The sequence below is a fragment of the Candidatus Pelagibacter communis genome (genome assembly GCF_001179945.1).
GTDB classification, from domain to species: domain Bacteria; phylum Pseudomonadota; class Alphaproteobacteria; order Pelagibacterales; family Pelagibacteraceae; genus Pelagilacustribacter; species Pelagilacustribacter ubique_A.
In genome coordinates, this window is record NZ_CVSG01000068.1 from 13,632 (window position 1) to 25,771 (window position 12,140).

Below are 12,140 nucleotides of genomic sequence, written 5' to 3' on the forward strand. Positions count from 1 at the left end.
TCTATAAAAGTTCTTTTTGAATTACAACTTCAAATAAACGGCTAGTTTATTGAGTAATTTGAATTATTTTTTTCATTAATTCATTAGGATTGTCGGATTTCAAAAGTGATTCTCCAATGAGAAAATTTTTAATTCCGGTTTTTTCATAAATATATTTTGCGTCATTTGCAGTTTTAATTCCGCTTTCAGAAATAATAGGGCCTTTATGTGTTTTAATAACCTCAAAAATTGAAATAGTATTATTTAAAGAAACCTCAAGTGTTTTCAAATTCCTATTATTTATTCCAATTATTGCTTGATCGAATTTTAGGGCCATTTCAGCCTCTTCTTGATTATGCACTTCAACTATGACTGATAGATTATGTTTTAATGCCTCAGAATAAATCTCATCTGCTTGAGTTCCATTAAGTGCTGCAATTATTATCAAAACACAATCACAGCCATAGCTTTTAGATAAAGCGATTTGATAAGGATCTATAAAAAAATCTTTAGCTAGAATTGGTATTTTAAAGTGTTTTTTTATATCTTGAATATAATCTAATTTTCCTAAAAAATGTTTTTCTTCAGTCAATACTGAAAGGCAAACAGCACCATTATCAACATACATTTTTGCAATTTTTAAATGATCAAAATTATTTACAAGAACCCCAGCAGATGGGCTAGCTTTTTTTATTTCCGCTATCAAAGATACATTATCATTGTGCTGGATAACTTCTTTAAAATTTAAAAAAATTTGTTCTTTAATACTTTTTTCTAAAGCGTCTAAAGTTTTTTCTTTTTTAATAAATTCTAAAGAGCTTTTTTTATCCGTAATAATTTTTTCCAAAATGTTTTTCATTAATTTGATTGAATTTTTATTAAATGTTGAAACACATTTCCTGAATTTAAATGTTCTGTAGCCTTTTCAAAAGACAATTTAAAATCATTTTCTTTTCCTGAAACAATCAATCCTGCTGCAACATTAAGAGCGACGGATTGAGAGAACTCATTTTTTTGTCCTTTAAATATTTCTATTATTTTTTCCGCATTATATTTGGCATTTTTTCCTTTTAAATTCTCCTTATTTGAGCAGGTAATTCCTAAAGTTTTTGGATCAATTTTAAACTCTTTAATAATATTATCTTTAAGTTCTACTACATTTGTTTTTGCGAATGGTGATATTTCATCCATCCCATCTTCACTATGAACAATAAAAGCGTGAACAACTCCATTTTCTTTAAGTGCTTCAGCGAAAGGTTTCATCCATTTCTTATCAAATAATCCTATTACTTGTCTTTTTACTTGCGCAGGACTACTTAAAGGGCCGATCAGATTAAAGATTGTTTTCTTACCCATTTTTTTTCTAGCAGGTCCCACATATTTCATTGCTGAATGATAGTTAGGTGCAAACATAAAAGCGAAATTAAAGTTTTTTATACTTTCTTCAACTTCATTTGGTTTTAGATTAATATTAATTTTTAAAGCTTCTAATACGTCTGCAGATCCACAGTTTGAAGAAACTGCTTTATTGCCATGCTTAGCAACTTTTACTTTCATACTTGCTAAAACTATAGCTGATGCAGTAGAAATATTTAAAGAGTTTTGCCCGTCTCCTCCTGTTCCGCATGTATCTATAGTATTTTGATCAGTTTTAACTTTAGTGGCTTTTTCCCTTAAAACAAAAATTCCTCCAGCTAGCTCATCTTTAGTTTCACCTTTTTTTGCAAGAGTCTCTAAAATTTCTATAATCGAACGTTCATCGTATTTTCCCTCCATAAGTTCGTTAAATAGAGCTTTGCTTTCTTCAAAAGATAAATTTTGGCCTTTTTTTAAACTTTCTACAAAATTAGACATTTAATAAGTTATAAAGTTTTTAATTAATTTCATACCTACCTTAGTACTTATACTCTCAGGATGAAATTGAAATCCATGAATATCATAATCTTTATGCATTAATCCCATTATTGTCTTATTTTTAGTTTCAGCTGTAATTATTAGTTTTTTTGGGAATTTATTACGATCGACTACTAGACTGTGATACCTAGTTGCTTCAAAGTTATTATGAATATTCTTAAATAAACCCTTTTTTATATGCTTGATTTTACTTGTTTTACCGTGCATTAGATTATTTGCATTGACAATTCTTCCACCAAAAACTTGACCAATAATTTGATGCCCTAAACAAACTCCAAGAATAGGGATTTTTTTATAAACTTCTTTTACAATTTTAAGGCAATTTCCAGCTTGATTAGGATTTCCAGGTCCAGGGGATATTACAATTTTATCATATTTTTTTCTTAAAACCGTTTTTCCATCAATCTTGTCATTTCTTATTACCTCAACATTTTTTTTTATTTTGGAAATATAATGAAATAAATTATACGTAAAGCTATCATAATTATCTATTAACAAAATTTTCATTTAATCTACCGCTTTCATTAAAGCTTTAGCTTTATTTACTGTTTCTGCATACTCTTTATCTGGCTTACTATCAGCAACAATTCCCGCCCCAGCTTGAACATAAAATTTATTATCTTTAATAAGAGCTGTTCTTAGAGCAATACAAGTGTCAAATTCATTATTTGGTGTAAAATAGCCAATACCACCAGCGTATAATTTTCTTTTATTTTTTTCAAGTTCGTCGATAATTTCCATCGCTCTAATTTTTGGCGCTCCACTTACTGTTCCTGCGGGAAAACCTGAGAGCAACGTTTCAAAAATTGAAGATTGATTATTAAACTTTCCAACTACATTCGACACAATATGCATAACATGGGAATATTTCTCTACTTTAAATCTCTCAGTTACTTTTACAGTATTTATTTTTGAAACTTTTCCAACATCATTTCTTCCAAGATCTAGAAGCATAAGATGTTCTGCTAACTCCTTTTTGTCTTTAAGAAGATCAGAAACGTGCTTCTTATCTTCTTTTATTGTTCTGCCTCTAGGTCTGGTCCCTGCAATAGGCCTAACAGTAACCTCACCTTTTCTCAGTCTTACTAATATCTCTGGACTACTTCCAAGAACATTAAAATCTTTATAATTAAAATAAAACATAAAAGGAGATGGGTTTGATTTTCTTAAATAATTATAGATTTCAATAGGTCTTTTATTTATTTTTCGCTCAAATCTTTGACTAAGAACTACCTGAAAAATATCACCTTTTTTTATGTAGGACTTAGCTTTCCGAACAAGAAATTTAAATTTATTTTTAGAGGTATTTGATTTGATAACATTTTTATTAGATTTAAAAGTAAATTGATTAGGAAGTTTTATATTTTCAAAACTTTCATAAAGTTCAAATTTTTTAAGTATCTCATTATATGTTTTATTATAATCTTTAATTTTTGTGTCAGCATAAACATTTTCGATATAATAAATTTTTTTCTTTAAGTTGTCATAAATGACTAAATTCTTTGGTCGAGAAAGTCTTACGTCTGGAATTTTTAAATCATCCTTGCATTTATTTGGAATTTTCTCAATATATCGAATTATATCGTAAGAAAAGTAGCCAACTAGCATTGAAGCCATAGATGGAAGTTTTCTTGGAATTTCTATTTTAAATTCATTAATAAGTTTGTTTAGATATTTTAAAGGATTAGTTTTTATCTTATTTATTTTTCCATTATTATCTAAATTTACTACGTTATTACGGATATCCCAGATCTTATCTGGGTTGAGACCTATAATTGTATACCTTCCTCTCGTAGTTCCTTTTTCCACAGACTCAAAAATAAAACTATTTTTTTCTGCTAAAAGAAACTTATAAAGATTTTCAACTTTGTAATAGTTTTTGCAATCGAGAGATCTAAATATTACTTGATTTTTTTTTCTTAAATGGTTTTTTTTAAATTTGTTTAAACTTGTATTCAATCGCATCAAAATGAATTTTTAACTCGTTCTATTGTTCTTTGGTTAAATTTTACTTTATATTTTTCATTAAGATTATTATCATGAGATTGGTAAATTTTATTAACTAAATTTAATCGAGCTTTTGCTTCATACTGCTCATATTCATTACTTCCTTTTTTTAGATTTTTGTATTTAGTCTTAGATGCCAAGACTAAAAAGCTTTTAGTTAAAGTATTATTAGTAATTAGATTAATTTCTCCATCTTTTTGTTTGAATATTTGTTTCAATACGTCTTCAGAAAAAATTTCATTTTGTTTCAAATTATTTATTTTATAATCTTTGATTTCCAATTTATTTACTGATGCAAATTTAACAAAACTTGATTTATCAAAGGCTCCCATACTGATTTCTTTAATTATTGAATTATTATTTTCGATTTTTTTTTCGAAACTTAATTGTGCATTTAATGCCCTCTGAACTTCAGGATCATTAATTGATCTATTTTCTTTTTCAATATTTAATACCTCGGCTAGGTAATATTTATTACCTAAATTAATAATTTCAGGTGTTTGAGAATTGTTCATACTATATATTTTTTTGAAAAGAGTATCTGAGATATTTTCAATTTTTTTTTTATTTTTATCCTCTTTATTAGCTGTAACTTTATTAATTAAAATAACATCAAGATTAGAATTTTGTGCAGCTTCATTGAAAGATTGACCATCTAAAATATTATTTTCAAGAGCGTCTAATTTTTTAAAAAAAATTTCATCGTATTCTTTATTACCGCCGAATTTTTCAGGTGTAATCTCAGCATACTTAAGACTTTTAAATTCAGTAAAAAAAACGTTTTTATTTCTCTCATAAAGTTCACGTTTACTTTTTTCTGTGGGTTTATCTTTGGAATGGTATTTTTCTAAGTCGATATATTGGATTGATTTGATTTGATTTTCTTTTTTAAATTCATTGATGATCAATATTTCAGGAACGACCGTGCCACCTGAAATAGAACTTAAAAATTGCCTTCTTTTTTCTTGCTCTGCTATATTTGCCTCAAACAACGGAGCGGTAACACCGCTTGTTAGTAAGAATTTTTCGTATTCAGTTCTGGAGAATTTTTCATCTTTAAAAAAAGATTTATCATTTTTAATTATATCTCTCAAAGAATCATCATTAACAACTATCCCTAGTCTTTCAATTTCTAAAGACATAACTTTTTTCCCAATATATTCAGATAAAATTTTTTCAATAAGATTCGTATTTGGTAAATTTTTAATTTGTTCTTTGTTAAGATTAAGTCTTTGTAGGTATTTAACAAACTCTTGCGTGCTTATTTTTTCCGAGTCTATTGAAGCAATTACATTTTGGCTTCCACCTCTAAATACATCGCCCATTCCCCAAAAAACAAATGGAAGAATAATTATTCCAACCAAAAGTTTAATAAAAAACGACTTAGAAAATTTTCCTATTGAAGTCAACATTATAATAATTTATTAAGTTTTAAAATTATACACCTATAAATTAAATTTTAGATTAAGGCAAATAATGAAATATTTTATTGGAAATTGGAAAATGTTTGGTGTCCCAAAATCTATAAATATACTCAAAAAAATTAATTTTTTTCACCTGAAAGATAGAAATCGTAATAAATATAAAATAATTATAACTCCACCATATACCTTATTAGAGACTTTTTCTAAGTACTTTAAAAACAAGAAGATTTTGGTTGGTTCCCAGAATTGTTATCAAAAGGATCACTTTTCATCTAATACAGCTGCAGTAAGCGCTTATATGATTAAAAGTGTTGGAGCAAAATATACGTTAGTCGGTCATTCAGACAACAGAAGTGAAGGTGACACAAATGAGATGCTTAAAAATAAAGTAATTTTTGCTCTAAAAAATAATTTAAAAGTTATTTTTTGTATTGGCGAAAATAAAATTGAAAAAAGAAGTAAAAAAACTTTCAGTGTTTTAAAAAATCAAATAATAAAAGTTTTAGAAAAAAAATTTAACAAAGATAATATTATAGTAGCATATGAACCAATTTGGTCTATTGGAACAGGTAAAATTCCAACAAAAAATGAGCTTAAAAAAACAATCCTTCGTATAAAAAAAATATTAAAACAAATTTATAAAAAAAAAAGCCCTGCAGTTCTTTATGGAGGTTCTGTAGATGGGAACAGTGTTAAAATATTCAAAGATATAAGAGAAATTGATGGATTTTTAATAGGCGGTGCTTCAAAATCCTCAAAAAAATTCATTGATATAATAAAGAATTACTATAGATAAACATTATGGAAAGCTTGCTTGTTTTAATAAACGTCTTACTTGCAATTATTTTAATTATTGCGATTCTTTTACAGAGGTCTGAAGGTGGAGCACTAGGTTTAGGTGTTTCACAAGATAATTTCACGTCTGCAAGGTCAGTAGGAAACTTTCTTACAAAATTTACCTCTATAATTGCCACTTTATTTATAATTTGTAGTATTGCAATTGTTGCTATCTCTAGAGATGAGTTTCGTGAAACACAATCAGTTTTAGAGAAAGAAGAAGAGGAAAATTCGAACCTTCCACAAATACCCCAATCAAAGTAATTAAGGCTTTGTAATTATAAATTAATGAAGTATAACATACTTCCATGGCGCGATACATTTTCGTTACTGGCGGCGTGGTCTCTTCTTTAGGAAAAGGATTATCATCTGCATCTTTGGCTTACTTGCTTCAATCTCGAGGTTATAAAGTAAGAATAAGAAAATTAGACCCTTACTTAAATGTTGATCCTGGAACAATGAGTCCTTTTCAACATGGTGAGGTTTTCGTAACAGATGATGGTGCAGAAACCGACTTAGATCTAGGGCACTATGAAAGATTTTCAGGAATTTCAGCAAAAAAATCGGACAACATTACTACAGGTAAAATTTATAATGACGTTTTAAAAAGAGAACGACAAGGTAAATATCTAGGTAAAACTGTTCAAGTAATTCCTCACATTACAAATAGAATTAAAGAATTTATAAAAAATGATGCAAATAAAGAAGATTTTGTAATTTGTGAAATAGGAGGCACAGTTGGAGACATTGAAAGCTTGCCTTTTTTAGAAGCTATTAGACAATACTCCAATGAGGTTGGAAAAAAAAATACTTTGTTTATCCATCTCACTTTAGTCCCATATATGAAAGCTTCTGATGAGATAAAAACAAAACCAACTCAACATTCAGTTAAAGAACTTAGAAGCATAGGTATTCAGCCTGATATTATCATTTGCAGGTCAGAAAGGACTATTCCACTAGACCAAAGAAAGAAAATTTCTTTATTTTGTAACGTCTCGATTGAAGATGTAATAGAAACAGTGGATGTAAAAACAATATATGAGGCTCCTATTAGCTTTAATAAAGAGAAATTAGACGAAAGAGTTTTAAAATTTTTCAATATAAAGTCTAGAAAAAAAGTTAATCTACTACCTTGGAAAAAAATTACACAATTAGTTCTTAATACAAAAAAGAAAGTTAATATTGCTATCATCGGTAAGTATGTTGAACTTAAAGATGCATATAAATCATTGGATGAGGCTCTTACACATGGAGGCATCGCAAACAATTTGAAGGTAAATTTGATAAGAATAGAATCAGAATTTTTGAAACCAAGTGAAATAAAAACCAGACTTAGAGACGTTTCTGGAATTTTGATACCTGGCGGATTTGGTAAAAGAGGAACAGAGGGAAAAATCGCAGCAATAAATTATGCAAGAACTAATAAGATCCCATTTTTTGGAATCTGCTTTGGTATGCAAATGGCAGTAATTGAATTTGCTAGAAATAAATTAAGTATAAAAAATGCAACTTCAAGTGAATTTGGACCGTCAAAAGCTTCAGTTGTTGGACTAATGAGTGAATGGACAAAAGATGGTAAATTAATGAAAGGTACTGATAAAGATTTAGGTGGAACAATGCGTTTAGGCAGTTATGAAGCTAGACTTAAAAAAGACACAAAAATAAGCAATATATACAAATCACAGAGAATAAATGAAAGACATCGTCACAGATATGAAGTTAACATTAATTATAGAGAGGATTTTGAAAAAAAAGGAATGATTTTTTCAGGCTTTTCCCCGGACCACAAATTGCCGGAAACTGTAGAGCTAAATGATCATCCTTGGTTTATTGGAGTTCAATTTCATCCTGAATTTAAATCTAGACCTTTAGCACCACATCCTTTATTCTCCTCATTTATTAAAGCCGCAAAAATCAATTCTAAAAAATGAATAACCTTAAAGTAAAATGTTCTAATTTTGAGATTGCTAATGACAAGCCATTTACTTTAATAGCTGGACCATGCCAGCTTGAAAATGAAGAGCATGCTATGAAAATGTCATTAGAGTTGAAGAAGATAACTAGCGACTTAGGAATTAATCTTATTTATAAAACATCCTTCGATAAAGCTAATAGAACGAGTTTAAAAGGGCAAAGAGGTTTAGGGTTAGAAAAATCACTTCCAATTTTTGATAAAATAAGAAAAGAGATTGCGGTACCAGTCTTAACCGACGTTCACACAGCAGAACAATGCTCAATTGTTGCTAATCATGTAGACGTATTACAAATACCTGCTTTCTTGTGCAGACAAACCGACTTATTAATTGCTGCAGCTAAAACAGGTAAAATTATAAATGTAAAGAAAGGACAATTTTTAGCTCCTTGGGATATGGCAAATGTAATAAAAAAAATTGAAGAATCTGGTAATAAAAATATTTTAATTACAGAAAGAGGAGCAAGTTTTGGTTATAATACTCTAGTTTCAGACATGAGAGCTTTACCTATAATGTCTAAATTTGGATTTCCAATAGTCTTTGACGCAACTCATTCAGTTCAACAACCAGGCGGAATGGGGGAGAAAAGTGGTGGACAAAGAGAGTTTGTGCCTTATCTGGCTCGTGCAGCAATAGCAGTTGGTGTGGGAGCAATCTTTATGGAAACTCATGAGGATCCAGATAATGCTCCATCTGATGGACCTAATATGGTTCCGTTAAGTGAAGTAAAAACTTTGTTAAAAAAACTAACTGAGATAGACAAAATAGTTAAATAAAATGGCAAAAATTCAAAGCATAAAAGGCAGACAAGTCTTTGACAGTAGAGGAAATCCAACAGTAGAAGCAGAAGTTTTTTTAGAAAATAATATTTCTGCTACTGCTATCTCTCCATCTGGAGCATCCACAGGTGCATTTGAGGCGCATGAACTAAGAGATCAGGATAAAAATAAATTTCTAGGAAAGAGTGTAAATATTGCGGTAGAAAATATTAATAAAAAAATTTCAAATAAATTAAAAGGTCTGGAGTCAGAAGATCAAAAAAATATTGATAAAGTTTTAATAAATTTGGATGGAAGTGAAAATAAATCAAATTTAGGTGCAAATGCTACACTTGCAGTTTCTCTTGCTAATTCAAAATGTTCAGCTTTATCAAATAAAAAATCTTTATTTAGACACTTAGGAAATAGCTTCACGTTACCAATTCCATTAATGAATATTATTAATGGGGGAGCTCATGCAGATAATGACTTAAATATTCAAGAGTTTATGATCAGACCTGATTCTGCCAAGACATTTTTAGATGCAATTGAAAAATGCTTTGTAGTTATTCAAAATTTAAAAAAACTATTAAAATCAAAAAAAATGCTTACCAATGTTGGAGATGAAGGAGGATTTGCCCCGTCTATCAATACAAATGAACAAGCTTTAGATTTTATTGTTAAAGCTATCGAACAATCAAAATTAGAGCCAGGTAAAGATATAACTATTTGTTTAGACGTGGCTGCAAATGAATTAATTAATGAAAATGGCGATTATGCAATACAATCCAAAAATTTTACATCGGTAGAAGATAATATTGATTACTATAAAAAATTAATTTCAAATTATCCAATTAAATCTATAGAAGATCCTTTTGCAGAGGAAGATTGGAATTCATGGAAAAAAATAACTAACGAGATAGGTAACAATGTCCAAATTGTTGGTGACGATTTATTTGTGACTAACTCGAAACGACTAAGTAAAGGAATAAAAGAAAAGTCTGCAAACTGTATTTTAGTCAAACCGAACCAAATAGGTACCTTGACTGAGACTTTAGAGGTTATATCTATGGCTAAAGATGCTAATTTAAACACTATAATCTCACATAGATCAGGAGATACTGAAGACACATTTATTGCTGATTTGGCTTCGGCGACTATGTCATCTCAAATTAAAACGGGATCTTTAGCTAGATCAGAAAGAGTGGCTAAATACAACAGATTATTGCGTATCGAGGAAGAACTTGGAAATCAGGCTAAAATGGCTAGAATCTAGTATGCGACTTATTGAGAGTTTTAAAAAAAAAAAATTTATATTATTTAATATTTTTTTTACACTTTATATTGGAATAAATCTTATAGGTGGTGAGAGGGGTTTAATATCCTATTTTGATAAAAAAAAAATTTATGAAGAACTTATGAATAAAGAAAAAATATTATCATTAAAATTAGAAGAATTAGATCACAAAATATCTTTAGTAAAAAAAAACGATCCGGACTATTTAGACATGATTTATAGGGAAAAATTTAGATATGGAACAAAAGATGAAATTATTATTAAATTAAAATGAGCCAGAAACCAAGACATCCAGAAAAAATTAATAAACCCTTCAGTCCTATCAAAAAAAAACCAGAGTGGATTAGGTCAAAAATAGTTGATTCAAAAATTTTTTTTCAAACCAAACAAGTTGTTAATCAAAATAATTTAGTAACTGTGTGCCAGGAAGCTAATTGTCCAAATATAACAGAATGTTGGAGCAAAAAGCATGCAACATTTATGATCATGGGGGATACTTGTACAAGAGCATGTGCATTTTGTGATGTTAAAACTGGAAAACCTTCAGACTTAGATATTTTTGAGCCTACTAAAATTGCAAAAGCAGTTCAAAATTTAAATTTGAAACACGTGGTAATTACATCTGTAGACAGAGATGACTTAGTTGATGGTGGATCGGAACATTTCTACAAAGTTGTTAAAGCTACAAGAGAAAAAAATCCAGAAACATCTATAGAAGTTTTAACTCCTGACTTTTTAAGAAAAGGGGATGCTTACAAAAAAATTTTAAAAGCTGATTTAGACGTTTTTAACCATAATATAGAGACTGTACCGAGGCTTTATACAACTGTAAGGCCAGGAGCACGTTATTTCGCTTCTTTAGAACTTTTAAAAAATGCAAAAAAATCTAACAAAAAAATATTTACAAAATCTGGAATAATGGTTGGATTAGGTGAAAATAAAGAGGAGATAATTCAAGTAATGGATGATCTAAGATCTGCGGAAGTAGATTTTATTACAATAGGCCAATATTTGCAGCCATCTCCTAAGCATCACCCGCTTAATCGTTATTATCATCCTGATGAGTTTAAAGAGTTCGAGCAAATCGCAAAGACAAAAGGGTTTTTACTTGTTTCTTCATCACCTTTAACAAGATCTTCTTATCATGCTGACGAAGATTTTAGGAAATTACAGGATGCAAGAAATAAACAGCTTGAATGTCATCAGCCTCAATAAAAAAGATTATTCCTTGTAAAAAAGAACAATTAGTCGAAATGGTTCTTGATATCGAAAAATACCCAGAGTTTGTTCCTTGGTGTATTGAGGGGAAAATTTATGATAAAACTGAGAGTACAGATTTAATTACTTTTAATGGTGATTTAAAAGTTGGGAAAAGTATTTTAAATGAAACTTTTTCAAGCCATGTAACTTATTATAAAGAAAAAGATAAAATAATCGTAACTAATCTTGATGGTCCATTAAAACACCTTAAAAACGAATGGGAATTTAAAGAAATAAATAACTCAACACAATTAAAATTTTTTATAGATTTTGAATTGAAAAATCCAATTTTGAATGGGATAATGAAAAAATCTTTTGAGCTTGGTTTAAATAAAATAGCCGAAGCTTTTGAAGAAAGGGCAATTAAATTATATAAATAATGTTTACAATATCATTTTTATTAATCTTATTTATTTTAAGTTTTAAATTCTTATCTTCATATATTAAAACAATAAGAACAGGTGATCCTAACGAAACTGACCTAACTTATTGGATGTTTTCCTATGATTTTAAGTCTAAAAGTAAAGAATGGGTACCCGAAGACAAACAGTTATTGCAAAAAAAAAGGGCTAGAAATTTTTTAGTTTTTATACTTTATTTAATTGCTTTTGGAATCTTTTTATTGCTTAACAGTTTTACTGCACATCTTTTAGATGTAATTGTTAATCCAGAGTTCAGCTATCCGGTTTAA

The 12,140-nt window shown here is 28.9% G+C and carries 14 protein-coding genes; 9 read left to right on the plus strand and 5 right to left on the minus strand.

What is annotated here, in order from left to right:
* Positions 1-46: 46 nt before the first annotated feature.
* From trpC to AMN78_RS02150, 5 genes are read right to left on the minus strand one after another with little or no spacing between them, the layout of a single operon-like run.
* A complete protein-coding gene (gene trpC, locus AMN78_RS02130) occupies positions 47-838 on the minus strand; it encodes an indole-3-glycerol phosphate synthase TrpC (protein WP_075533952.1) in 792 nt (263 codons plus the stop codon).
* Complete coding sequence (gene trpD, locus AMN78_RS02135; protein WP_075533953.1) at positions 838-1,833, minus strand: anthranilate phosphoribosyltransferase; 996 nt, start codon at positions 1,831-1,833, stop codon at positions 838-840. Before trpD ends, trpC begins: the two co-directional genes overlap by 1 nt.
* On the minus strand, positions 1,834-2,400 hold the full coding sequence (locus AMN78_RS02140) for an anthranilate synthase component II (RefSeq protein ID WP_075533954.1): 567 nt from the start codon (positions 2,398-2,400) through the stop codon (positions 1,834-1,836).
* Positions 2,401-3,858 carry an anthranilate synthase component I gene (gene trpE / locus AMN78_RS02145; protein WP_075533955.1) on the minus strand — a complete coding sequence of 486 codons (1,458 nt, stop codon included), beginning with the start codon at positions 3,856-3,858 and terminating at the stop codon, positions 2,401-2,403.
* Positions 3,858-5,312 carry a SurA N-terminal domain-containing protein gene (locus AMN78_RS02150; RefSeq protein ID WP_075533956.1) on the minus strand — a complete coding sequence of 485 codons (1,455 nt, stop codon included), beginning with the start codon at positions 5,310-5,312 and terminating at the stop codon, positions 3,858-3,860. Before AMN78_RS02150 ends, trpE begins: the two co-directional genes overlap by 1 nt.
* A 64-nt stretch (positions 5,313-5,376) precedes the next feature.
* On the opposite strand from AMN78_RS02150, the gene AMN78_RS02155 reads away from it, so the two are divergent.
* Genes AMN78_RS02155 through AMN78_RS02195 form a run of 9 tightly spaced genes read left to right on the plus strand, consistent with a single transcriptional unit; the run spans position 5,377 to position 12,140 of the window.
* Entirely contained in the window at positions 5,377-6,120 is a 744-nt protein-coding gene (locus AMN78_RS02155) for a triose-phosphate isomerase (protein WP_075533957.1), read from the plus strand.
* A gap of 5 nt (positions 6,121-6,125) precedes the next feature.
* Entirely contained in the window at positions 6,126-6,425 is a 300-nt protein-coding gene (secG, locus tag AMN78_RS02160; protein WP_075533958.1) for a preprotein translocase subunit SecG, read from the plus strand.
* A gap of 44 nt (positions 6,426-6,469) precedes the next feature.
* A complete protein-coding gene (locus tag AMN78_RS02165) occupies positions 6,470-8,092 on the plus strand; it encodes a CTP synthase (RefSeq protein ID WP_075533959.1) in 1,623 nt (540 codons plus the stop codon).
* Positions 8,089-8,910, plus strand: coding sequence for a 3-deoxy-8-phosphooctulonate synthase (gene kdsA / locus AMN78_RS02170; protein ID WP_075533960.1), 822 nt, complete (start codon positions 8,089-8,091; stop codon positions 8,908-8,910). The genes AMN78_RS02165 and kdsA overlap by 4 nt, the downstream gene beginning before the upstream one ends.
* A gap of 1 nt (position 8,911) precedes the next feature.
* On the plus strand, positions 8,912-10,168 hold the full coding sequence (gene eno, locus AMN78_RS02175; RefSeq protein WP_075533961.1) for a phosphopyruvate hydratase: 1,257 nt from the start codon (positions 8,912-8,914) through the stop codon (positions 10,166-10,168).
* Between the two features lies 1 nt (position 10,169).
* Entirely contained in the window at positions 10,170-10,463 is a 294-nt protein-coding gene (locus tag AMN78_RS02180) for an FtsB family cell division protein (protein ID WP_075533962.1), read from the plus strand.
* Entirely contained in the window at positions 10,460-11,404 is a 945-nt protein-coding gene (gene lipA / locus AMN78_RS02185; RefSeq protein WP_075533963.1) for a lipoyl synthase, read from the plus strand. The genes AMN78_RS02180 and lipA overlap by 4 nt, the downstream gene beginning before the upstream one ends.
* Positions 11,386-11,829 carry a type II toxin-antitoxin system RatA family toxin gene (locus tag AMN78_RS02190; RefSeq protein ID WP_075533964.1) on the plus strand — a complete coding sequence of 148 codons (444 nt, stop codon included), beginning with the start codon at positions 11,386-11,388 and terminating at the stop codon, positions 11,827-11,829. Before lipA ends, AMN78_RS02190 begins: the two co-directional genes overlap by 19 nt.
* Positions 11,829-12,140: a hypothetical protein gene (locus tag AMN78_RS02195; protein WP_075533965.1), complete on the plus strand. Its 312-nt coding sequence runs from the start codon at positions 11,829-11,831 to the stop codon at positions 12,138-12,140. Before AMN78_RS02190 ends, AMN78_RS02195 begins: the two co-directional genes overlap by 1 nt.

Coding starts and splice junctions, on each gene's coding strand:
- trpC (WP_075533952.1), bottom strand. CDS start 838: ATGAAAAACATTTTGGAAAAAATTATTACGGATAAAAAAAGCTCTTTA.
- trpD (WP_075533953.1), bottom strand. CDS start 1,833: ATGTCTAATTTTGTAGAAAGTTTAAAAAAAGGCCAAAATTTATCTTTT.
- AMN78_RS02140 (WP_075533954.1), bottom strand. CDS start 2,400: ATGAAAATTTTGTTAATAGATAATTATGATAGCTTTACGTATAATTTA.
- trpE (WP_075533955.1), bottom strand. CDS start 3,858: ATGCGATTGAATACAAGTTTAAACAAATTTAAAAAAAACCATTTAAGA.
- AMN78_RS02150 (WP_075533956.1), bottom strand. CDS start 5,312: ATGTTGACTTCAATAGGAAAATTTTCTAAGTCGTTTTTTATTAAACTT.
- AMN78_RS02155 (WP_075533957.1), top strand. CDS start 5,377: ATGAAATATTTTATTGGAAATTGGAAAATGTTTGGTGTCCCAAAATCT.
- secG (WP_075533958.1), top strand. CDS start 6,126: ATGGAAAGCTTGCTTGTTTTAATAAACGTCTTACTTGCAATTATTTTA.
- AMN78_RS02165 (WP_075533959.1), top strand. CDS start 6,470: ATGGCGCGATACATTTTCGTTACTGGCGGCGTGGTCTCTTCTTTAGGA.
- kdsA (WP_075533960.1), top strand. CDS start 8,089: ATGAATAACCTTAAAGTAAAATGTTCTAATTTTGAGATTGCTAATGAC.
- eno (WP_075533961.1), top strand. CDS start 8,912: ATGGCAAAAATTCAAAGCATAAAAGGCAGACAAGTCTTTGACAGTAGA.
- AMN78_RS02180 (WP_075533962.1), top strand. CDS start 10,170: ATGCGACTTATTGAGAGTTTTAAAAAAAAAAAATTTATATTATTTAAT.
- lipA (WP_075533963.1), top strand. CDS start 10,460: ATGAGCCAGAAACCAAGACATCCAGAAAAAATTAATAAACCCTTCAGT.
- AMN78_RS02190 (WP_075533964.1), top strand. CDS start 11,386: ATGTCATCAGCCTCAATAAAAAAGATTATTCCTTGTAAAAAAGAACAA.
- AMN78_RS02195 (WP_075533965.1), top strand. CDS start 11,829: ATGTTTACAATATCATTTTTATTAATCTTATTTATTTTAAGTTTTAAA.